This window comes from Chryseobacterium sp. FR048 (genome assembly GCF_056844665.1).
The window spans coordinates 98333-120483 of record NZ_JBXDSE010000012.1; the positions used below are offsets into that span (position 1 = coordinate 98333).

The following is a 22151-nucleotide window of genomic DNA, read 5'->3' on the forward strand; positions in this document are numbered from 1 at the left end:
TTTTTGTTAAATATATCAATCAAAAATATTTATAAAAATAAAATTATTTTTAATTAATTCTCTTCTTTTTAAAATCATTATTGTGTTTTGTTTAATGATTTATATTTTCAATTGAATTTTAATCAATAAATATATCTTTGTATTATGAAAAGTTTTACCCCCCATAAAACAAAAAGGGCAATAATTTGAAAAATAAAAAAGGCTGAAAACGCCCATAAATAAAGAGAAAAAGCTTGAAAAGGCTCTTTTTTTGTGTCCAAACATAATATCCCTAAAATACTATTTAAATACCATTTTAGCCAAATTTAAATCCGCTTTAAAGTCTTATTAATGTATAAATAATAAAGTAACTACAGTTACCTATCCATAGGCATTGTAAAGGGTTTTTGTCTTATTTTTTCTAAAATTGCAAATAATTATCAAAAACTGCTTAAAACTACAATTAGAACTACATTAAGGACTACAAAAAAGCTATTTTAAAGCGTATTAAAAACAATTGTTAAGCGTTAAAAAGTACACTTAAAGCATTAAAAACGGCTTATAATGCGACCGTAAAGACATTTGCTTTATCTATAAATTCACGTTAATATTCTGATTTACTGCTAATTGCCTTAAAACTTCTTTGATTTGTTGTGATTCAGCTTCAATATCGTTCATTCTGTCATAAATGTCTGCTGGATCTGGAAGGTTGAAGTTAAGATGTAGTTTAACTTCCCATATCTCTTTTATACTGGCCGGATCGATATTTTGAGTAGGAAATTCTCTTCTGTTGTCAGATTTACAAATGAGATTATTGTATTTGTCAATTCTGTTCAAACAGCGTTTTAGTAAACCATCCTTTATTTCATTAGAAATTACTGCATAAACTTGATTGTCCTTTATTCCAGTAAGCCAATTGTCAACAAATTGGCCCACAACGTAACTTTTATTAGGGATTGTAGGAAACATGGAGTCTCCTTCCATCTCAAACATCCTAAAAACGCCATTATTCAAGCCAGGCATTCGATATGCAGGCAGGGTTTTAATAAACTCTGGGTCATTATATCCCTCTAAATACCCTGCTTTTAATTTTCCAGGTACTAATACAATATTATCTGAATTATGAGCATCAATAGTAACAACTTGAGGGATTTTATTTTCGAATGAAATTATCTGATTAGTAACCTTAACAAGATCTTTAATAGGAAGCATTGGTTCTACTCCAAGAATAAGCCACTCGAAACTTATTTCGAATTTTTTTGCGATTTTCTCTAAAATGCTAAATTTCGGCTCTGTCCCATTAATATAATTTCGAATATTTGCTTCATTTACTCCTATTAAATTGCCAAATTCAGAGTTGTTTCCATTAGCAAAATAGTCTACCATTTGTTTAATTCGAAAATTAATTGTGCTCATTATCAATGTATTACGTTTTTAAACGAAAAAAGTTTCGAATTTTTCTTTTTTATTCGAAAAAAGTTTCGATATTTGTACTCATTACGAGACAAAAGTAGTACAAAAAATATATAAATAATGAGCGAAACCGTAAAAACCGTAAAAATACCTACTATATCAAGGTTTTCTTACACTCCAAAAAATGAAGAAGAAGAAAAGCATTTAGAGGTTTTAGATGGTCTTTTAAAAGATAAAAGGCGTGGTGATTGGTCACTGGTAGCTGAAATAGTTGGAATTAAGGCAATGTCAGCAAAACAGGCATTTTTTAGAGTTTATCAGAAACATCATTTTGAGGTTGTAGATGCATTAAAGCAAGTTATAGACAAAAGGAAAGAACTTTTAATGAAATAAATATGAAAATGATAAGAAGATTTATTCAGCAGTACCTGTTTTATCATGTAACTATTGATGTTATAGATTCTAATACAGGTAAAAAGCAAAAAGCAACTTATAGTGTGTTTTTTGGGTTTATTCTAAAAATCAAATACAGGTAAATAACCAACACAGAAAAATGTTCACAGGGAACATGTAAGATAAATACTTGCAAAGTGGGTTCGAATCCCACTTTCTGTACAATTAATATTAAAATGAAAACTTATTTATATCATAACAATATACTTTCTATTCCTGCCAGTCTTTTATATAAAGAATGGGGATTAATGAGCTATAAGAATTATAATATAAAGTGTCACAGAGGGCAGCTAACAAGAAGTCGTGAAGGAAAGGGGGCAGGTAATGAAGCACTATTAAATTTTTACCACCTTCCTCCAGATTTACAGGATGTGTGTATTCAGAAGTTAGGAAGGCCGGAAGATGTTACTGTTATAAACTTACTTGAGCCTTTTATAGAATTTGATAAAAAAGCAGCTCAATTCTATTCTGAACATAGAACCCCAGAAGGTAAATCAATAAGTCCTGAAAAGCAGAGACAAAGAACATGGAACTGTTGTATTTTAAATGCTGTTCAAACGATATTTAAAAATCAGGGGGTAGCAAATAAAATGTTTGGAAAGCGTAAAATGAAGATCTGGGATAACGTTTCTGATGCTATCAATAAGCTAGATCTTAAAAAATTTGATCATACGCTCCCGACAGCAGCTAAAAATCTCAGATTAAGATATAATGATTATCTGACAAACGGATACCAAATATTTATCCATAAAAACGAAGGTAACCAGTATACAGCAAAGATTAAAGGTGAAATAGCTGATTTTCTACTGGCTTATTATAGTCTTCCTGTGAAACTTACAATTCCTATGGTCATTAGTGAGTATAACAAGATACGAGAGGAAAGAAATTTCCCAGAAATTACGGAAGCTGCTGCCTATAAATGGTTATATGAGCCAGAGCAGGAAAGAATCTGGACACTTGCAAGACACGGGAAAGAAGCTTATAAAAACAAGTTCCAACACAAAACTACAATAGATAAAAGCGGATGGTTTCCTAATATTTATTGGGCTATCGACGGAACTAAGCTTGACTGGATACATTTTGATGATAGTAAATCAAACAAAATGGGAGCTTCTCTACGAATCAACGTAATTTTTGATGTCTACAGCGAAAAGATTATTGGCTGGAGTCTCTCTGAAACGGAAGATCATACAGACCACTTCAAAGCAGTTAAAATGGCAGTTCAGCATGCAGGCTACCGCCCCTATCTATTCACTTATGATAAACAGTCCGCTCACCAATCCGCAAGAATGCAGGAACTGTACAGTAATATAGTTGCACAGAATGAAGAATCAAAAGGAACACATTACTCCCATAAAGCTAGAAGTCACAGTAGTCCTGCTGAAGGACTATTTAAAAGGCTTCAGCAAGAGGTTATAACAAAGTTTTGGTTTTCTGATGGTCAGAGTATAACAGTAAAGCGTGATGATAATAAGGTAAATACTGATTTTATCCTTGAAAATCAACATCACTTAAAGACCAAAGAAGATCTATATCGCGCATGGGAAACTGCTGTACAAAAATGGAATTCGGCAATGCATCCACATTTTAATGAAAGTAGAACGGCTGTATATGCCCATCCAATGACTATCAAAGAAGAGATTACCATTCCAGAGATACTGTCATATATGTGGGTTGATGAAAGTAAGCCGATAACGTATAAAAATGATGGTTTAACAATGAAGCTGAAAGGTGAAAAATATCAATTTGAGGTATATAATCAAGACCGCAGTATTGATACTGAGTTTAGAAGGAAAAACATTGGGAAAAAATTTATTGTGCGTTACGATCCGGAAAATATGGATGTATTTGTACAACTCTATGAGCTTACAGCTGATAAACAAAAGGTATTTATTGCCAATGCAGAGCCAAAACGTAAACAGGTGAATATCCCAATCCTGATGGATGAAATTGATAAGAAAGTTTGGGCAATGGATTACAAAGTTAGAGAAGAAGAATACAAACGGGATCTCGCAGCCGTAGAAGCGCTGAGAAAACGAACAGGAATAACCCCAGAAAGGCTGATTGAGGATCAGGATATGGAAATTAAATTTAAAGGTTCTGCTCCAAAGAGAGAAGCAATCGCAATGGATGCCGGAATGTCAATTTTGAACCGATTTTAAAATTTACAATATGAAAGATAATGAAAAAAAAGCCATTGTTGGCGAATTAAAAATCAGAATTAGAAAAGGCGAAAGCCAGAACAGTCTTGCTGTTAGATGTGGAATTTCAGCAGCTACTCTTTCCCAAATGATCAATAATAACTGGTCTCTAATAGCTGAAAGAATGTGGAGAAGAGTGATTGTGGCATTAAAAATAGATTTCAGTTGGAAGACAGCAGAAACCACCAATTTTAAAATGATGATGGCTCTTTTGGACAACTGTAAAACCACTTCTATCAGTGTAGGTGTATCACATGATGCAGGTGCAGGAAAATCACATGCATATACTCACTATGAAAGACTTGTTGATAATGTATTTTATGTAGAGTGTAAAACATTCTGGACTCGTAAAGCATATATGAAAAATATCCTCCAAAGCTTTGGGCTTACCAATGATGGGAGCATTGATGAAATGTTTGAAAGATTGACAAATCACCTGGAAGGATTAGAAAAACCGCTTGTTATTATTGATCAGTTGGATAAGCTAAACGATAGTTCTTTAGATCTATTTATGGATTTCTATAATGTACTTGACGGTTATTGTGGTTTTGTGGTTTCTGGGGTTCCAGCACTTAAAAAACGCATTTTAAGAGGTTGCCAACGTGATAAATCTGGATATAAAGAGTTTTACTCTCGCATAGGTAAGAAGTTTATTTACCTAGATCCAATTACCATTGATGATGTTGCTCTTATATGCCGAGAAAATGGGCTAACTGACGAAGAGCTTATCAATCAGTACTACAATATGTGTGAAGGAGATCTGAGAAGAGTGAGAAAAGATGTACAGGTGTATTTCATGAAAAAAAGAGCTGCCTAATGAGTGAGATCAAAGTAAAAAAAGCAAAATCAATCACTGACCTGTATAAGCAGAATTTTAAAACATTTGATTTTAAAGGTACTTTCAGGGAAAGCTTTGGAGAACCGGAAACCAATGGTTGTTGGTTAATTTGGGGAGAATCCGGAAACGGGAAAACAGATCTTTCACTGCAATTGGCAAAATATTTCTCAACCTTTCAAAAAGTTCATTATAACACATTAGAGGAAAGAGGCAGGGAATCGTTTAGACTAGCATGTATACGTAATAATATGGAAGCTTGTGGCTCCCGGTTTTCTTTTGAGAGTGAGGACTTTGAAACGATGAAAGCACGATTAAGCAAAAAGCGTTCTGCAAAAATTGTTTTCATAGACAGTCTTCAGTATTTGAGAATCACAGAGAAGCAATATAAAGAGCTTTTAAGCACTTTCAGTGATGTTTTATTCATATTCATAAGCCACGCAAAGGGAAGTCAACCAAAAGGCTCCGTAGCAGATGCAATCCGATATGATGCAGACGTGAAAATCAATATCAAAAACTTTGTTGCTAATATTCAATCAAGATTCGGCGGTAATGAGCCTTTCATTATCTGGGAAGAGGGAGCGAGAGCAGCAGAACTAAAACTAACATAAATATTTACATATGAAACGAGATCTTATAAACGATATACTTGCTCTGGATAGCTTTTATAACTACTTAAGCTGGTATGAGCGCTGTTGGCTTCACCTACTCAGAATAGATAAGGTTGATGATTATGCCAGCGCCCGAATTGTAGCCCTTGCAAATTTTGTAGCGAAAAGCGGATGGTCAGCCCCTCAACGAATGCCAGGACAGGATAAATTGGGATATTATTTTGAAAAGCAAAAATGGCATGATATGGAAGATTATCCTAAAAATCACCCTGAAGTTACCGAACAAATAAACAAACTACAATACTATGGAACAGCCAAATGAAACCGACTTGGAAACTATGATTGCCGACCTGAAAGAGCAATTATTGTATAGTCCTGATGATACAATTTCTGATGAAATTATAAAGGAAATCAAATACAGGGAAAATCAACTAAAACAATTAACGATAAAAAATTTCACAATATGAAACAATTTACTTCAAAGGACCAGTTCTGGCAAGATGAAGCAGGGGTTAAGATCCCATATAATAGGACCACTACAATAGAACGAAAGAAAGAAAAATCTGCCTTTGCTCTCGTAAAAAAAGCACAAAAGGTCAATGAGTTTTTGCAGGATATTAAAAATGCAGTGACAGAAGCCACAGAGGAAATTTTAAACGCAGAAAGAGAGGCCAATAATGTAAAACTTGATGGCAAAGGAAATTTTACTTGGTTCAGTTTTGACAGATCAATCAAAATTCAGGTAGATGTTCAGGAAGCCATAAAGTTTGATGATATAAAAATTGCTTCTGCCAAAGAGAAGCTTATGGATCTGATCAGAAATAATATTCAAGGTGATGATTTTATCATATCTCTGGTAGAAGATGCCTTTCAGACCTCAAGAGGCAAACTGGATGCTAAAAAGATATTAAGTCTCCGGAAACACTCAAGCAGGATTAAAAACCAACAGATAAAAAAAGGATGGGAAGAAGCAATGAATCTGATTGATGAAAGCATTTCCCGACCAAAAAGTAAAAGCTATCATAAAATTTGGGTTAAAAACCAATCTGGACAATATGAAGCAATTGAGTTGAACTTTTCGGCAATTTAAAAAAAAAAAATATTATGCAAACATTAGAAATCACTAAAGAAGCCGCTTTAAAAGCGCACAATGAAGCCACTATTAAAGGCAAAACATTACTGGAAAACTTATTTGGTAAAAAAACTTTTCAGACGAATATTCAAGACCGAATTAAATCTATTGATGATGCAGTAAAAGAACTCGGAGACAATGATCCTGATGTTATTGAGTATTTGAAGCTTGAAGCTGCCGGAATTTCCGGACACATTTTGCATACTCAAATGTTGGTAGTAATTACAAAAGCCTTAAATGAAGACTGGACACCGGATTGGCACAATGGAAATTGGAATAAGTGGTTTAATTGGTTCAATATGAGTTCGTCCTCGTCTGGTCGGTTCTCGTTCGACGGCTCCGCTAATCTGTGCTCGGTTTCGGTTTGCGGCTCTCGCCTTTGCTTCAAATCTAAAGAATTGGCACAGTATGCAGCTAAACAATTCATTGATATTTATGAAAAAGCATTCACAATTTAAATTATACAAACATGGATTCAGTAAAAATTCAAATTCCGGAAGGATTTCAGATTGACAGCTTTGATAAAAGCACAGGTGAAATAAAGTTCGCACCAAAACCAAAGGATATCAAGGAAAGAATAAAGCACTTCGACGATGTTTTATTATATCATGGTATTAGTAATGATCAATTCAAAAAACAATGTGAAGGGCTTACAGATGATGAGATCGCTTACAAACAACTAAAGTTAATTGTATCTGCTTTGAATGAAGATTGGACGGCTGATTGGCAGAATGATGATCAGTGGAAATATTATCCCTGGTTTTATATGGACGATTCGTCCTCGTCTGGTCGGTTCTCGTTCGGCCACTCCGCTTATCTGCTCTCGGGTTCGTATTGCGGCTCTCGCCTTTGCTTTAAATCAAGAGACTTATGCGAGTATGCAGCAAAAACCTTCATAGATATTTATAGAGAATTTTTCATTATTAAATAATAAACATTATGTCAACAATCATAGAAAGAGTAAAAAGCTTCGAAGATGCTTGCAAGGTTCTAAACAGAGAAACAACGCTACCGGACTTCAGTATGATTCCTGAAAAGGACAGAAAACCATTAATTGCACATTATAAACTTATTGTAATTTGTGAAGCACTTAATGAAGGTCATATACATGATTGGAATAATGGTGAGTGGGATAAATGGTATCCCTGGTTTTATATGGACGATTCGTTCTCGTCTGGTCGGTTCTCGTTCGACGGCTCCGCTTTTCGGGACTCGGGTTCGGATTGCGGCTCTCGCCTTTGCTTCAAGTCTGAAGAATTGGCAGACTATGCAGGGGCACAATTTGAAGAACTTTACAAAGAGTATTTCGTAATAGATTAAAAAAATACGGTTGTGCAGTGTTTGGGTTTTAGTTCGTCCTCGTCTGGTCGGTTCTCGTTCAACAACTCCGATAATCAGAACTCGAATTCGAATTGCAGCTCTCACCTATGTAGCAAAAATAAAAAACACTGCAAACCTTACCTCTTGGTAAAAAATAACAAACTTTCCAAAGGGCATTGGTAGGAATTTCCGAAAATGACTTTTTTAAAAGCAAAGGCCATGAAAAGATTGAATAATTTATTCTCACAGATCGTCAGTATAGAAAATCTGATGAAAGCTGACGAAAAAGCGCAGAAAGGCAAATCAAGACAGTATGGTGTGGGTCTTCATAATAAAAATAGAGAAGAAAATATTTTGAAGCTTCACAATTTATTGATCAGTAAAACATATAAAACTTCACAATATGATATTTTCAAGGTTTTTGAGCCTAAAGAACGTGAGGTTTACCGCCTCCCATACTTTCCAGATAGAATATGCCATCATGCAATAATGAACGTTTTAGAACCTATTTTCGTGGCTGTATTCACAGCAGATTCTTACAGTTGTATTAAAGGCCGTGGAATTCACAAAGCATCTTTCAATCTCAGAAAAGCATTAAAAAAGGAAAATGAAACTACTTACTGTCTAAAACTGGATATAAAAAAGTTTTATCCAAATGTTAATCATGAGATTTTGAAAATTTTACTACGTAGAAAATTTAAAGATGCTGATCTCCTTTGGCTTTTAGATGAAATAATTGATAGTGCCCCTGGACTACCTATTGGAAATTATCTTAGTCAATATCTAGCAAACTTCTATCTGACTTATTTTGATCATTGGATAAAGGAAAAACTAAGCATTAAATATTACTTCAGATATGCAGATGATATTGTAATACTACACCACGACAAAGCCTATTTGCACTTGCTTTTAAATAGTATTGAAAGCTATTTTAAAATCAATTTAGAACTAGAGGTTAAAAGTAATTGGCAGGTATTCCCAATATCAAAGCGAGGAATCGACTTTGTAGGCTACAAACATTACCATTCACATATACTATTAAGAAAATCAATAAAAAAGAGGTTTGCAAGAATGTTGAAACGGAATCCTAATAAAGGTTCAATGGCTTCTTATTATGGTTGGGCAAAACATTGTAATTCAAAAAAATTAATGAAAAAGCTAATGCAGGATGTTCAATTTTAAAGATTTAGGAATAAAGCCCAAACAGGACATATTTACAGGAAAGAAAATTGAGATCGATGATATTTTAAATATTGAAATTATAGTTGAAGGCTTTAAAATTCAAGATTCAACAAAAAAAGCAGGCACGAAATATCTCACTTTACAAATAGAAAGAGAAGAAAATAAAAGAGTGGTATTCACAGGTTCAAAAAATCTGATGGATTTAATATGTCAAGTTCCTGAAGATAAATTTCCTTTCAAGACTACAATTAAGAAAAATGACAAACGATTAGAATTTACATAATTATGACAGCAAAAGAAGAATTAAAAAAAATATTTGCCGGGCGCAATCCTGTACAATTGGCAATAGAGATCAACGGCTTTACAGGTTTCAGAACCACCGTCGTAGATGAGCTAACTGATGATGAAGCAGTCAAACTTCTTTCCATACATATTCCAAGCGAGAAAGAAATAGCAGAAGAAAACAATGTTCTTAAAGAGGAGTTAGTAAGAAATGAATGGGTGTCTAAAATTTTAAAACTTGCCGAAACTACAGGAATTAAAGATGTGGGAAGGTTTGAAAAGTTTAACGTCTGGATGTATATCAAAAGTAAGTTTAAAAAACATCTAAATGCTCATTCAATTGAAGAACTTAAGCAGTTACATGTTCAACTCCGAGGGGTTGAGTTTAATAATAGTAGGAGCGCAAAGAAACCATTAACAAAGGCTTGGTGGAAAAAGGGAGAAGGAAATATTAATATGAACTGATGCTTAGGAAGAGAAAATCACCCTTAGGAGCTCTCTTCCCAGAGCGTGAAGCAATCAGAATAAAACCGATAAGTAAAATTACTATGGAAGAGTCTGAAACAATAACACCAGAAATAGAAGTTCTTAATCTGTTCAATCAGATCACAGGACACCGACACCGCCCGGGAAAAGGGAATTTAACTGGAATAAAACGAGTATTAAAAGAAGGCTATACTCTGCATGAAATACAGGAAGTAATACAACTGAAGACAATCCAGTGGAAAAATGATGCAAAAATGAGCGATCATCTGAACCCAGTAACGATTTTTAGGGATTGTAACTTTGATAAATATATTAACCAGGTGCTCAATGTAAAACAAAATCCTCAACTATATGCAACCTACTACGCAGAACTTAATAAAATCTACACAGGAAACGACACTGCCGGAGCGTTCTCAAAAATTGATGCTATGTTTAGCAAGCGAGGATAAATTTGCAGTATTACAGGTAGAACGCAGCCTCACCGTAGAAAAATGCCTGTCTGCTCCTTTGTTGGTCAATCAAAAAGAGAACGAAACCGAACTCATAAAATCTATTTTCCTAATCGTAAAACGATTCAATGATTTGGTAAATGTAGGAAAAAAAATGAATGAGGATCAGATGATCGCACTATCTGCCGATTTATTCGAGCGTTTCGGAGGCGAAAGTTTGGAGGATATTATGCTCTTTTTCAAAATGGCACGTTCAGGCGAATTTGGGGATTTTTACCGTCTTGATTCTATTGTAGTATTGTCATGGGTCGATAAATATTTAGACTTAAAAATAACAGCCCGAGAGGACGAAATACAGAACGAAAGGAACATCCGGCAGAGAGAGGAGGATGAATCGGTTAAAAACCACGTTCCGAACGAAAAGGCAAAGCAATATTTAGAGCAGTTATCAAAAAGTATCAAAATAACCGCGATAAGTCGAAATACAGGTGTTCTGAGAGAGGGAAATCCTTTATTTGATTATAAGGCATATATCGAAACCCTGCCAGAAGCTGCAAAGAAAATGAGCGATCAACACTTGAAAACAATGTTAGATAACACCTCTCAGTATTCACATCCGGAAGTATATAAAATACTGGAAAATGAATTTGAAAACCGACTGGCAAAATTTGTGGCAGAAGATGATCCCGAAATAATAGAGACTAAAAATGATAAGACTAAGTTACGAAAACGAAAACCTCATAAAGATGGAAATCAAAATGCACCTGCCTCATGATAGTATTTTTGCATTTTTGCAGAAAAGAGGATATGAGATAAAGCCTTGGCTGTATGTTTTTGAAGATACAAGCTTTCCGAATGGAACCACACTTCATGAACAGTGGACTTTCACAGCCACGAGAACTGGGGAAGAGCAAAGCTCAAATAATCTTTTTTTAATGGTATTTGAAACAGAGTTAAAAGAGCTTTTAAAAGAATTTAACTGAGTAAGGGAATCCGTATTTTTTATTGTTCACTCTGCTTTAAATTTGTGTATGACAATATTTAAAATAAATGCACAAACTCATATCATTGACCAGATATTTGAAACAATTGAAACCTGCACCTTAGGTATTGCTTTCAAAGAAGACTGGAATATTGAACGTAAAGATTTTGAGTATGGCTCTACACTGTATTTTAGTTTAAAAGAAGGGAAAGAACTGAAACCTGATCTTATTTTTTGGATTGGATATTTCTCCGGACAGGATTAGAGTACTTTTACATTTAAAATTTGGCAAGGATGTAAGTATGAAACTTACATCCTTTTTTATTAATTTTGAACATCATAATTTATTCACTATGAAAAAGATCTTATTTTTCCTTCTTCTGTCTTCTTACTCATTCGCTCAGTCATCCCAGGAGAACATTGAAAGAATTGCAAGAAATTATTTTGAAAGCAACTATGTGCAAAATAATTTTAAAGACCCATATAGTTATGAGTTAAAAAAAATATGGTCAGAACCTATCACAAAGGAAGAGAATATGAGAGTTAGTATAAACTCCGCAGATTTGGTGGCAAATAATAAAAACATTCCAAAAAGTATGAGAGACGATTGGAAGAAAAAAAAGGACTCTCTCACAGATGAATATTCTAAATTATCAACGGATGATGGCAAAGTTATAGTTGGCTACAGAGTCTACTTCGATACGTACGCTGCCAACAGCTATGGTAATAAAGTTTTAGGGAGATATAAACTGCTTGTAGATGCTGTTGGAAAAACAATAGGTGCAGTAGAATCAATAGAATAATAAAAACACCGACTTGCAAAAAGTCTGGTGTTTTTTTATTTTTGCATATATGATAAGTCCAAATAACACAACTAAAGGCAGAAATGCTGAACTAATAAACTACCGCAATCAAAAATTAGCGGCACGTTTTTACTTCTACAGTTGTATTATTGGGCTTAAATTTTCTAAATGCCTTGAATTTCTTATTCCTGAATTTGACATTTCTGAAAGTCGTATTTGTGACCTACTCGCTGAAAATTCAGAGATAGTTTCCGGACTGGAAAGAAAAGAAATTGGTTTGAATGAACTCAAGCAGCAATACCCTTTCTTAAATTGGCAATTCAAACCTCGCCAAAATTCAATATTTTAAACATTCTGCCTCCAGGTTGTCTCAAAGGTTTGAACGCAAGTTTTCAAGCCTTTTCTTATGTTTTGATCCCTCACAGCCAAATGTGTTATTTTATCAAAATAAGCATCGTTATAACCTTGTAACTTCTTCCAGATATTCTCTGTAAGTTCCAGGTATCTCAGGGATTTCTCTCTCACTTCTTCCGGTGCATTATTGTTACTTTCACTAATGATCTTACAGACAATAGTCAGTTCAATTGTTCCTGTATACAATTGAAATAGCCCGTCAATATCTGTACTGTTGGCGCTGAGATTGATCAGAACCGCAGGATAAGATATTGGCGGTTTCTCCTCCTGAAGCTGTCCACAATTCAGATCAATGTAATTCAATTCCGGTATTTCGGAAAGTAGCTGTATAAGTTTTAAATAAAGTGTTTTCATTTTAAGTTTTTAAAAATTTCGTGTAATACTATTTTTTTGATCCGGGCTTTTAATTCCGGTGTTGTTCCCACGTATTGACGTTTTGGTATATTCTGATTAATAGTTCGAGAAAACTCTTTTACTCTGGTAATTTTTCCATTTTTACCCCTTCGAATATGTGCATCAACATTTTGAGTAATCGAGCCGGCCCATCCTTCATTATGTACCCGTGCATAATCAATGTCAGCTCCTCCCACACTCATTGTGATCCTATCTTCTACCATTTGCGATATTCTTATACTCCTTTTCAGCTTTAAAGTTTTTACCAGAATTTTGCGTGAAGTATCGTCAGGTTTTCCCCACTTGGTAGGGTTCTTTCTTTTCGGCCAACTTTCATTATTCCACGCTTCCTTTTCAAATGCATCTAATGAATAATTGACCATTTCTTCACCCATGATAGCCGGAAGCTCCCGGAAGGTTTGAGCAAGGTTCTGCTGTATCTCACGAAGCTTTTGTTCTACTGATTTAGCCATTTTTAAACATTGTTTAAATGATATTAAAAAAAGTTGTATATTTGTCATAGGATTTAGCAGAAATCTTTCTGTTGTATCCTCCAAAGTTCAGTCTTTAATCAAGGCTGAACTTTATTATTTCATGGTCAACCATTACCCAAATTTCTTTTGTTACAATCTCCTGATTGTTTTGTTTCATCAATTTTTTAGCTGAGGAGATCTGAAGCCGCATATTTATGCTGGCATAGAAATGAACGCTTTCTTTGGGGAACTGTAAAACAATAATTTCAGATCCTTGCTTATTTCCTTCACGAATTTTGTTGATAATGTTATTTTTTCCCAAGACTCCGCTCTCCCCCAAAACAGTTTTAATATCAGTAATATGTCCATTGAGTGTGGCATCAGGGGTTTTCACTCCTTCGGCAGCCTTTTCAGAAAGCATAATAATTTCATTGCCATGCTCAAATAAAACGTCTCTTGCTTCTTTTTCATGTCTTGCCGTTTTTGCCCGGAAGCTGTGATCTTTATGGGTAGCTTTTACTCCTAAATTATCCATATTGAAAGCAACATCTTCATAGTTTTTATCCTTCTGAAGTTCATAATATTTAAACCATCGTTCAGCGTGTTTTTCTGAATAGGCAAAAACTTCTTTGGGTGTATTGGCAATATAGGAATTGTCATTAGTGAAAATTTCACCATTCACCCCTACATTATTTTTAAAAGCTTCCGGTATATCAGGATAAACAACGTTTTCAGTGGGCTTTCCGTTTCTTAATTTTCGTACAGTAGTTCTACAGTTAAAATGATTTGGGGGGAAATAAATCAAAAGCATTGGGTCATCAACACTCATAATCACTTTATCCAGAGTGATGCATATATCAGACGTGTGGCCATCTACCACCACATCAAACTGAACAAATGGGAAAATATGTTTATCCCTTTGTATCTCCTGCCATAGCCTTGCCATTTGCGCTGCTGCAATAATTGTGTTGTATTCTGTTTTGAGATAGCGGTTTGAATCTCCTACAACATTTTGAGCAGCCTTTTTAAATTCAGACCATGAACGAAGCTTACCGTTATCATCCAGTAATAAATTGGATAGTCTTATACAATCATTATGGTTCTTTGCTACAGAGAATTTCCATACATTTTTCTTCAGGATCTTCCTAAACTCTTCATCTGGGCTGTCCCAATCAATGGTAGTATCTATATTGTCAGAAAACTTGCCTGCCATTTTCTGAACCATAGGCTTGCTATATCCATGTTCCGGAATGTCTCTTCCTTTGTACACATCCCGAATAAGGCTAACAAAGTCAGCAGCTAAAAGGTCAGCCCAATCGGGCTGTTTTTGATTGGCTAAATGAATACAACAATTATTGTACTCTTGGTCAAGCTTTATCCAATCCAGCTCCTCATATAGATAAAAATCTACTGAGGAGCGTGGGCGAAAAAATTTTTCGCTCTTTCAAACCAGTTTAACTCTTTGGCTGTCACTTTCATTTTTGCTGAAGCTTTCTTCTCCTCCTTTTTCTTCTTTTCTGGTTCTGGATCATTTACTTTTTCTCCAGCAGGCTTCTTTTTGCCAGTTTTAGATTTGGGTAATCCTGTAGCCTCAAACCACCAATCCTCATCAACACCACTTTCTGTTAAAGTGTTGACTTTTTCAGCAATTTCAATTTTATCCTTAAGGCTCATATTATCCTTCTCTGGATACTGAAACCAACCATTTTTAACCGGAAAGCCTCTTTTTTCCAGTTTTGGTAAGAGGGCATAGTTTAAAATCTCAATTGTATATATTCTATCATCCTGATTAATGTCATCTTCAGTTTGTGCGTGAGTTTCTGACTGTGAACGGCTACTCCCATCCTTTGTTGTCATAGTCTGACCAATAATGCCGATAAGAATTTGTTCATCTAACCAGGTTAAAAATTTATCATGCACTGCTCCCGGCTGTTTTTCCGAATTGATGGGTTTAAGATCACTGTTTTTACTCATGACTACGGAACCTCCAGTACCTCTTTTTTCAAAAGTTGTTTCCATTTCTTCTCTAGCTCCTTCTTCCTCCGGATCGTATAATCCAGCCAGGATAGGGATACCCCACAACTCACAAAACTCAGCATAATCACTGCCGCCGTTTCTTTTGAAAATTGCATAAGGTGCAACCTCCATCAAAAGCCCCAGATCATCATCTTCACCTATATTTAAAAGGAAATCATCATTTTCATATGGGATTCCTCCTTCTTCACCAATCTTTTTGAGAATAATTTTTTTATTGGTATCAAGATTTTTTCTTGGTATCATTTTTACCTTAATACCCTCTGTAAAGTCAAGCTCAATAACCGTTTTGCCAAAGAATCGTGTCATAATAATATCTCTGAGAAGTTTTCTAAACTCCGGAGTTTTTATGAGGTCAGTCATTTCATCAATTTCCTCATTATCTGACTTAAATGTCAGCCCTCCGTTGGTGATATGTCTCACCCTTTTGCGAATCGCTTCACCTACCACAGGATCTTTTATGATAGTTTCATAAACATCATACAAACTGTTTCTCCTTCCTTTGTCAGCTGATTTCAACCCCTTAATATAATTGGATATGTCCATTGTATCGCGCTTGGGAGGTTGTACCACCACAACCTGAGAAACTTTGAAATTTCCGTCTTTGCCTTTGGCTGCCAATGTTTTTACTTCAGTATTTTTCATGATTAATAACGGTTTTCTCTTTTAGGGTTAAATTTTCCGGAAAAGCTTATGGGGGCTTTGTCGTCTCTCCGTGGGAAATCTTTTTGTGAAAGTTTCATGTCTTGGTTTTTGAAAACTGCTTTCAGCCAGTTGTCAGCCTGGGTATATCGAAACTTTTTATCTTCATAATCTATTGATACGTTTGCCAGACCTATGAGATACCACATGGCAATATCTTTTATAAATCCCACTAAAAGTTTGCTTCTATCATCATTTGTTTTAGAGAAAATTATATCTGTATCATAAAATTTTGATAATCGGGTTTCTGCATATTCAATGGCCATGTCTATTGATGCCAGAGCAATGCTTTCATCATCTCGGATGATCTCTTTAAGCTCTTCATCATAAGCATGTGTTTTAAGTTCGTCCACTGTTATATATTGGCTCATATTTATAGTATTAATGGTTAATAGCGTTGTTTTTTTATTTTGAGGTAGTAAGTTTTAGGAGGCTCTTTTTTTACTACAGGCTTATTGTTGATAATCCATACCCCACCTTCTACGGCGTCAGGCGCATCATCATGCGCCCTTGACTTTGGAGATAGCGCCAAAAACTGGAACTCTACCTCTTTCATGTCTTCAGTGCCTTCCAGATAGTCAGCAAAAATTAAATTACCGTTAGTGTTCAGTGGTTCAAGGTTGGCCTCAATCCGGTAGAACTTATCCGGTTTATCTCGCTCATCAGCTTTAAGGTTGAGTACTCGTTTATACTTCTTATTGGCCTTTTTAATTTCCCTTTTTAGATCGGTATCTATCCACGGGTATTCTATAAAGAGATATAAAGCACTTTTGTCGTTAACAAAATTGATAGCCTCAAACTGCCAGTTTATCATTTCTGCTACCGTTGTTTTTCTACATCTGGCAAATAAAACGTGATACTGATCTTTATACTTACCGATAATGAACATAGCTTTAAAGTCTCCCCCTTTCTTATAGGAAGGGTCAGTGTAAGCAATCAGATATTTATATTTACTGATCGGCTGTACTTTACCATAGTACAGTTTTTTAAAGATCTTCCCTAAAATTATAGGGTTATTGAAATACTCTTTTTGGGCTGAAGCTTTGGAAATTTTAGACAGTACCCTGTCGATCATCGCTTCTGTATTTTTGGTAGGCCATGTTGATTTTCCGTTTTCATCCCGGATGTTCACGATCTCGTAGCAATCGGCAATCTCCATTGCTTTTTTAATGCAGCAATAGTCGGCGATAATATTACCGTTGAAAATAACGAGTAACGGATTTGATATGGAACGGGTACCGTACACGGCCTGTTCAAACCATTCCCATTTCTTGTCTATTATATCCTGGTTCCTACAATCCTCATCGGTGTCGAAATCATCCATCACCACGGAATCCGGCCGGAACTCTTCATTCCTTGCTCCCCTGGGAGCTTGCCCCGCTCCAATAGCAATAAACATAGATCCGGATCTGGTTACAAACTCATCCTCTGCCCAGCTGCCATAATTCACCTGACTGCCATAGTCATTAATAATTCGTGGATTTTTCTCAAAGGCAAGTTTGTAAGGCTTCAATAATCGGACTGCTGCATCTTTATTAGCAGAAATCATCAAGGTAAATTTCTTTTTCCCTATACAATGCAGGTAAAGAAGCTCCATCATGGTACGCCCGGATTTTGAAAGCTCCCGGGACCAGGGCCTTACCTCATAATATTCTGGGTTTTCCAGTACTCTTTTCGTTGAGTTTTTGTGGAAAGGCATGGGTTCAGCAGTACAATACTTTTCAAAGTAGTATTTAAACCACTTTTCGGGATCTGCTTCCAGTGCCTTGATCCGCTGTTCCTTCTCCTCTTCGCTCTCTGTAGAATCGACAATATCTGTATTCTGAAGACCTTTGTAGTATTCATCCCAGAAGCTTATGGCTTCCTTTTCCTCCCGGGTATTGACTAATTTTTTTTTGATTACCATTACCCACGGATTTTAGATTTAATGAAAGCATCTGCCAGATGTGAAACCTCTTTTGCGCTGTCAAGATCATTTCTCCTGATAAACTTTACAAAACCTGTCATCACAGAGATAACCTCTGGTATACCAGAATCATGCTCAAGTGTAGCAATATCTTTCAATAAAGATCTTCTTAACTGAGCTTCTTTAAAGTCTGCAAACTTTTGTCCTATAGGCTTATTTTTGATATGCTCTTTGAGTTCTGCAAGTTCATCATACCATGAAGCCAAAAGCTCATCCCTCGTTAAAGGAATGTTTCTTTTAAGCTTCGCCCAACCTTCATCATCTATCCATTTAGAAACAGTTTTTTCAGTTACACCAGCTCTTTCAGATAACTCTTTTTGAGTTACATCTTCAGTGATATAAATAAGCTTTGCCAGCTCTTGTTTTTGCAAAAGTTCTTCTCTGCTTAATCGTCCTTTTTTTGCCATTACATAATTATTAGTAATGCAAAATTGCTCTTATATAAGGCGTTACAGAAGTTCACGCTTTATCATACAGCTATATCAGGGGTATGATACCCCAATATTTAGGGTATCATAAAATGAGAACTTTTGAGAGCATTTTTTTAAGTGAAACTTTGCATCATTCAAAGTGAACAAAAACTAAAAAACATGAGTAAAGCTCCATTATTTGTTGTTAGTGACGAAGCAGTATTAAATTCTTATGGCTTCTGTGTACTAACCTCCGGAATTAATTATGAGGAAAGGTTCAAAGACAATCCTATCTGCCTGAATAATCACAACAATGATACCCGTCATGTACTGGGTTCATGGCAAGATATTGAGGTTAAATCTGGAAAATTGTTAATGAGACCTGTATTTGATACAAAAGATACTGACGGGGTGGAAGTCGTGAGAAAAGTTTTGTCAGGAACTATTAAGGCCAGCTCAATCGGGATCATGTTTGATCCGGTAGATATGGTTCTCATGAATGACAGATTGACTTTAACAAAATGTGTCCTGTTTGAGGTATCAATCGTAGCTGTTCCGTCTAATGCCAATGCTATTGCTCTGTTTAATATGTCCGGCCAGCAATTATCCGAACAGGAAATAAAATCACTTTGTCTTTCTCAATCCGAAAAACATTTTAACAATAATACAATGAAATTATTAACCACTCATTTGCAACTTCCAGAAAATGCTACAGAAGAGGCAATCTTATCAGCTGTTAAAGCTTTAGAATCAAAGCTTACTGAGTCACAAACTACGAATACTACTTTAAAGACTAAAATTGAAAATCTTGAAAATGCAGCCAAAGAAAAGAACACTGCTGAACTTACGGCAGAATTAGAAGCTGCTGTGAAAGATGGTAGAATTGATGAAGCAGGTAAGGCTCCTATTCTGGAACTTGCCCACGAAAGCGCTATGAAGCTTCTGAAATCTTTACCGAAAAGAAAATCAGTGGCAAAAGAAATTGAAGCTGGTGAAAAAACACCTGAGGAAATGTACGGAAAATTAAGCTGGTCAGAGCTTGACAAAACCAACAAGTTAAGCAAGCTGAAAGCAGACTTTCCGGAGTACTACGCTGAGCGTTTTGAACAGCACTTTGGAAAGAAACCAACTAAGTAAAAATTAATAACAATCATAAAAAACTCAATCAAAAAATGGGATTAGAAGTTGAAGTGTGGCATGAGACCATACAAGAAAAATTGCTACAAGACAATAGTTTTTTAACTCAAGTAGCAGATGTATCAGAAGATGATATTATCAGCGGAAAAATTGTACACATACCTCAAGCTGGTGAGCCCTCCAAAGTGATAAAAAACAGATCTGTTCTGCCTGCCACTATCAAAAGACGTGCAGATGGAGAGATCTTGTATTTAATTGATGAATACACCACTGATCCTGTCAATATTACCAACGCAGAAACAAAAGAGTTGTCTTATGAAAAGCGTAGAAGTGTGCTTGATCAGGATGTGGCTAATCTATCTGAGGAAGTTGCTGAGGGAATGTTGACCAACTTTATTGTATCGCCTATAGGTGATAATAGAACACTACCTACTTCGAGTATTCTGGAAACTTCAGGAGCTGCTGTTCAGTCTGGCCTTGCTGGTTCGTCAGGGAATAGAAAGGCATATTCTATAAATGACCTTCAGACTCTTAAAAATTTTTTCATAAAACAGAAAGCCTGGAGTAATAACAATATGAATGTTCTGTTGACAGCTGATGCTGCTACACAAATGTTTCCTGCTGATTCTGCTGTAACAGCAACCTATATGGCTTCTGTGACAGAGGAAGAAAGACGTCAAGGAATGATGTATAAAGCTCATGGTTTTAACATATTTGTGAGATCAAGTGTATACATCCTTACGGAAGATAAAACATTCAAAGCCTTTGGTTCCATAGTAGCTGCAACAGATAGCGAAGGGATTTTTGCATGGAATAAAAACATGGTTGAAAAGGCAATCGGTACTACACAGGCTTTTGAAGACCTTGGAAACCCAGCTTATTATGGAGATATATACTCTTTCTTGGTGAGAATGGGAGGAAGAGCAAAGCGTAAAAACTTTGAAGGTGTTGTGGTTATGAAGCAGGCAAGCGCTGCATAATTTTTTTCATATCTATATATAATAATCCCTTCTTTTTTGGAAGGAGGGGTTTTTCAAAAAACTAATAACCGTGAGAACCATTAAATATATTGTGCTGCATTGCACTGCTACTCCTCAAAATACATCCATTGAAAGTATTCAACACTATTGGAAGACGGTTGAAGGGTGGAAAAACCCAGGCTATCATTACATCATTAAAGTGGATGGAGAAATTGTGAGCCTTCTTTCTATTGATAAAATTTCAAATGGCGTAAAGAATTGGAATACTCCAAGCATTCATATTTCCTACATTGGAGGTGTGGACTCAAAAAACAAAGCGATTGATAACCGTACAGAAGCTCAAAAACAGTCACAGATAAAACTCCTAAAAGAACTTAAGAAACAGTTTCCTGATGCTGAAATTTTAGGACACAGAGATTTTAAAGGAGTAAAAAAAGATTGTCCAAGTTTTAATGTTAAAGAATGGCTCAAGCAAATAAACTTTAAAGCTTAATGACACCAGAACTACCGCAGCCCTTTGAACAGGAAGCAATCAGAAAAGACCCAAAAGCGGTAGTTATAGCACTTTTAATAGGACTTCTCTTAATCTTCGGAAGTGTTATTGGAGTATTGTATTACCGGAAGGAAAAACAAGCAGATGATTGTAAGGAAGAGACCAAAGGTCTTTATAATATAATCATTGAAGAAAGAAATGCCAGGATCTATTTTTATGAACAGATGATCTTCTATAAAAATGAATCCCGTGAGCTAAAAGCAAAAGACAGTTTACTTAAAAACAAAACAGCACCTTACGTGCAAAAACTAATACCATGAAAACTACTTATAAAATTTTTATCGGTTTACTTTTAGTTGCTTTTGTGGTCAGTATAGGATTTAATATTTACCAGAAGTTTGAAGAAAGAAAACACGATCAGGAACTATCTTCATTAATTACCGACAATGGCAGTAATAAGATTATTGAAAAATATGTCAAAGACAGTATTACACATACTATTTATGAAGATCGTATAATCAATAATTCTAAAAATGAAAAACAACTTGCAGTTGGAAAAACGTATGCTGATAGTTTACAAAAAGCCTTAAAAGTATCACTGGACAAAATTGATCAGTTTACAAAAATCACTGCTAAACTTGAAGCTCAAGTGGCATTATCAACAAAGCAGACACCAACAGGGCAAACTGTTAAAACCCATAAAGACAAATATCTCGATCTTACTTATTATCCTGAAACAGATTCCCTTAAAATGGCTTATGATATTCATCTCAACGATGTAAGATACAAGTATAAAAAATGGATTTTCGGAAAAGAGAACAGGTATACAGATTTATATCCGGAAGACAAAAGAATCACTATCAATGGCCTGAAAAGTTTTAGGGTTAAGGAAGAGCCTCCAAAACGTTTTGGGCTTGGATTAAGTGTTGGCTATGGAGTTGCAAAAGACGGAAACACGCTTAAAATGGTTCCCTATTTTGGGGCTGGGCTAAACTATAATTTATCTGAATTTTAATAATTA

At 35.3% G+C, this 22151-nt stretch carries 32 protein-coding genes; 24 read left to right on the forward strand and 8 right to left on the reverse strand.

The annotated features are described in order from the left end of the window. Window positions 1-570: 570 nt before the first annotated feature. Window positions 571-1395 carry a LexA family transcriptional regulator gene (locus AC106K_RS25385; protein ID WP_482448367.1) on the reverse strand — a complete coding sequence of 275 codons (825 nt, stop codon included), beginning with the start codon at window positions 1393-1395 and terminating at the stop codon, window positions 571-573. Window positions 1396-1512: 117 nt separating this feature from the next. Between AC106K_RS25385 and AC106K_RS25390 the strand changes: the two genes are divergently transcribed. The 19 genes from AC106K_RS25390 (at window position 1513) to AC106K_RS25480 (ending at window position 12477) form a co-directional block, all read left to right on the forward strand. Next, entirely contained in the window at window positions 1513-1785 is a 273-nt protein-coding gene (locus tag AC106K_RS25390) for a hypothetical protein (protein WP_482448368.1), read from the forward strand. A gap of 236 nt (window positions 1786-2021) precedes the next feature. After that, the gene (locus AC106K_RS25395) at window positions 2022-4007 is read left to right on the forward strand and encodes an integrase catalytic domain-containing protein (protein ID WP_482448369.1); all 1986 of its coding nucleotides are present in this window, start codon (window positions 2022-2024) and stop codon (window positions 4005-4007) included. A 10-nt stretch (window positions 4008-4017) separates the two neighbouring features. Next, window positions 4018-4863, forward strand: coding sequence for an AAA family ATPase (locus AC106K_RS25400; RefSeq protein ID WP_482448371.1), 846 nt, complete (start codon window positions 4018-4020; stop codon window positions 4861-4863). Further along, on the forward strand, window positions 4863-5492 hold the full coding sequence (locus AC106K_RS25405; protein ID WP_482448372.1) for a hypothetical protein: 630 nt from the start codon (window positions 4863-4865) through the stop codon (window positions 5490-5492). The genes AC106K_RS25400 and AC106K_RS25405 overlap by 1 nt, the downstream gene beginning before the upstream one ends. A gap of 10 nt (window positions 5493-5502) precedes the next feature. Beyond that, window positions 5503-5814, forward strand: coding sequence for a hypothetical protein (locus AC106K_RS25410; RefSeq protein WP_482448373.1), 312 nt, complete (start codon window positions 5503-5505; stop codon window positions 5812-5814). Next, on the forward strand, window positions 5798-5959 hold the full coding sequence (locus AC106K_RS25415) for a hypothetical protein (RefSeq protein ID WP_482448374.1): 162 nt from the start codon (window positions 5798-5800) through the stop codon (window positions 5957-5959). Before AC106K_RS25410 ends, AC106K_RS25415 begins: the two co-directional genes overlap by 17 nt. After that, window positions 5956-6582, forward strand: a complete 627-nt coding sequence (locus AC106K_RS25420; RefSeq protein WP_482448375.1) for a DUF3164 family protein — start codon at window positions 5956-5958, stop codon at window positions 6580-6582. Before AC106K_RS25415 ends, AC106K_RS25420 begins: the two co-directional genes overlap by 4 nt. 14 nt (window positions 6583-6596) lie before the next feature. Beyond that, the gene (locus AC106K_RS25425; protein ID WP_482448376.1) at window positions 6597-7082 is read left to right on the forward strand and encodes a hypothetical protein; all 486 of its coding nucleotides are present in this window, start codon (window positions 6597-6599) and stop codon (window positions 7080-7082) included. An 11-nt stretch (window positions 7083-7093) separates the two neighbouring features. Next, window positions 7094-7555: a hypothetical protein gene (locus AC106K_RS25430; RefSeq protein ID WP_482448377.1), complete on the forward strand. Its 462-nt coding sequence runs from the start codon at window positions 7094-7096 to the stop codon at window positions 7553-7555. 8 nt (window positions 7556-7563) lie between these two features. Further along, the gene (locus AC106K_RS25435) at window positions 7564-7944 is read left to right on the forward strand and encodes a hypothetical protein (RefSeq protein WP_482448378.1); all 381 of its coding nucleotides are present in this window, start codon (window positions 7564-7566) and stop codon (window positions 7942-7944) included. A 219-nt stretch (window positions 7945-8163) separates the two neighbouring features. After that, window positions 8164-9126 carry a reverse transcriptase domain-containing protein gene (locus tag AC106K_RS25440; protein ID WP_482448380.1) on the forward strand — a complete coding sequence of 321 codons (963 nt, stop codon included), beginning with the start codon at window positions 8164-8166 and terminating at the stop codon, window positions 9124-9126. Beyond that, on the forward strand, window positions 9113-9409 hold the full coding sequence (locus AC106K_RS25445; protein ID WP_482448382.1) for a hypothetical protein: 297 nt from the start codon (window positions 9113-9115) through the stop codon (window positions 9407-9409). The genes AC106K_RS25440 and AC106K_RS25445 overlap by 14 nt, the downstream gene beginning before the upstream one ends. Before the next feature lie 2 nt (window positions 9410-9411). Beyond that, complete coding sequence (locus tag AC106K_RS25450; protein WP_482448383.1) at window positions 9412-9873, forward strand: hypothetical protein; 462 nt, start codon at window positions 9412-9414, stop codon at window positions 9871-9873. After that, on the forward strand, window positions 9873-10343 hold the full coding sequence (locus AC106K_RS25455) for a conserved phage C-terminal domain-containing protein (RefSeq protein WP_482448385.1): 471 nt from the start codon (window positions 9873-9875) through the stop codon (window positions 10341-10343). The genes AC106K_RS25450 and AC106K_RS25455 overlap by 1 nt, the downstream gene beginning before the upstream one ends. Then, entirely contained in the window at window positions 10318-11118 is an 801-nt protein-coding gene (locus AC106K_RS25460) for a hypothetical protein (protein WP_482448387.1), read from the forward strand. The genes AC106K_RS25455 and AC106K_RS25460 overlap by 26 nt, the downstream gene beginning before the upstream one ends. Further along, window positions 11090-11326, forward strand: coding sequence for a hypothetical protein (locus AC106K_RS25465; protein WP_482448388.1), 237 nt, complete (start codon window positions 11090-11092; stop codon window positions 11324-11326). Before AC106K_RS25460 ends, AC106K_RS25465 begins: the two co-directional genes overlap by 29 nt. 48 nt (window positions 11327-11374) lie before the next feature. Further along, entirely contained in the window at window positions 11375-11590 is a 216-nt protein-coding gene (locus AC106K_RS25470) for a hypothetical protein (RefSeq protein ID WP_482448390.1), read from the forward strand. An 88-nt stretch (window positions 11591-11678) separates the two neighbouring features. Then, on the forward strand, window positions 11679-12128 hold the full coding sequence (locus AC106K_RS25475; RefSeq protein WP_482448392.1) for a hypothetical protein: 450 nt from the start codon (window positions 11679-11681) through the stop codon (window positions 12126-12128). A 13-nt stretch (window positions 12129-12141) separates the two neighbouring features. After that, complete coding sequence (locus tag AC106K_RS25480; RefSeq protein ID WP_482448393.1) at window positions 12142-12477, forward strand: hypothetical protein; 336 nt, start codon at window positions 12142-12144, stop codon at window positions 12475-12477. On the opposite strand, the gene AC106K_RS25485 is transcribed toward AC106K_RS25480, so the two are convergent. From AC106K_RS25485 to AC106K_RS25515, 7 genes are all read right to left on the reverse strand, one after another. Then, complete coding sequence (locus AC106K_RS25485; RefSeq protein ID WP_482448395.1) at window positions 12474-12896, reverse strand: hypothetical protein; 423 nt, start codon at window positions 12894-12896, stop codon at window positions 12474-12476. The genes AC106K_RS25480 and AC106K_RS25485 overlap by 4 nt on opposite strands. Continuing rightward, on the reverse strand, window positions 12893-13408 hold the full coding sequence (locus AC106K_RS25490) for a phage virion morphogenesis family protein (RefSeq protein WP_482448396.1): 516 nt from the start codon (window positions 13406-13408) through the stop codon (window positions 12893-12895). The genes AC106K_RS25485 and AC106K_RS25490 overlap by 4 nt, the downstream gene beginning before the upstream one ends. A gap of 94 nt (window positions 13409-13502) precedes the next feature. Beyond that, window positions 13503-14678 (reverse strand): phage minor head protein, encoded by a 1176-nt coding sequence (locus AC106K_RS25495; RefSeq protein ID WP_482448398.1) that lies wholly within the window; start codon window positions 14676-14678, stop codon window positions 13503-13505. A gap of 137 nt (window positions 14679-14815) precedes the next feature. Beyond that, window positions 14816-16087 (reverse strand): phage portal protein family protein, encoded by a 1272-nt coding sequence (locus AC106K_RS25500; RefSeq protein WP_482448399.1) that lies wholly within the window; start codon window positions 16085-16087, stop codon window positions 14816-14818. Between the two features lie 2 nt (window positions 16088-16089). Next, the gene (locus tag AC106K_RS25505) at window positions 16090-16515 is read right to left on the reverse strand and encodes a hypothetical protein (RefSeq protein WP_482448400.1); all 426 of its coding nucleotides are present in this window, start codon (window positions 16513-16515) and stop codon (window positions 16090-16092) included. A gap of 17 nt (window positions 16516-16532) precedes the next feature. After that, window positions 16533-18050 carry a hypothetical protein gene (locus AC106K_RS25510; protein ID WP_482448401.1) on the reverse strand — a complete coding sequence of 506 codons (1518 nt, stop codon included), beginning with the start codon at window positions 18048-18050 and terminating at the stop codon, window positions 16533-16535. Then, entirely contained in the window at window positions 18050-18517 is a 468-nt protein-coding gene (locus tag AC106K_RS25515; protein WP_482448403.1) for a transcriptional regulator, read from the reverse strand. The genes AC106K_RS25510 and AC106K_RS25515 overlap by 1 nt, the downstream gene beginning before the upstream one ends. A gap of 183 nt (window positions 18518-18700) precedes the next feature. Between AC106K_RS25515 and AC106K_RS25520 the strand changes: the two genes are divergently transcribed. The 5 genes from AC106K_RS25520 (at window position 18701) to AC106K_RS25540 (ending at window position 22145) form a co-directional block, all read left to right on the forward strand. Then, the gene (locus AC106K_RS25520) at window positions 18701-19657 is read left to right on the forward strand and encodes an HK97 family phage prohead protease (RefSeq protein WP_482448404.1); all 957 of its coding nucleotides are present in this window, start codon (window positions 18701-18703) and stop codon (window positions 19655-19657) included. A 35-nt stretch (window positions 19658-19692) separates the two neighbouring features. Beyond that, window positions 19693-20637, forward strand: coding sequence for a hypothetical protein (locus AC106K_RS25525; RefSeq protein WP_482448406.1), 945 nt, complete (start codon window positions 19693-19695; stop codon window positions 20635-20637). 70 nt (window positions 20638-20707) lie between these two features. Continuing rightward, window positions 20708-21130 (forward strand): N-acetylmuramoyl-L-alanine amidase, encoded by a 423-nt coding sequence (locus AC106K_RS25530; protein WP_482448407.1) that lies wholly within the window; start codon window positions 20708-20710, stop codon window positions 21128-21130. Further along, window positions 21130-21450, forward strand: a complete 321-nt coding sequence (locus AC106K_RS25535) for a hypothetical protein (protein WP_482448408.1) — start codon at window positions 21130-21132, stop codon at window positions 21448-21450. Before AC106K_RS25530 ends, AC106K_RS25535 begins: the two co-directional genes overlap by 1 nt. Further along, complete coding sequence (locus tag AC106K_RS25540; protein ID WP_482448410.1) at window positions 21447-22145, forward strand: DUF6808 domain-containing protein; 699 nt, start codon at window positions 21447-21449, stop codon at window positions 22143-22145. Before AC106K_RS25535 ends, AC106K_RS25540 begins: the two co-directional genes overlap by 4 nt. Window positions 22146-22151 lie beyond the last annotated feature (6 nt).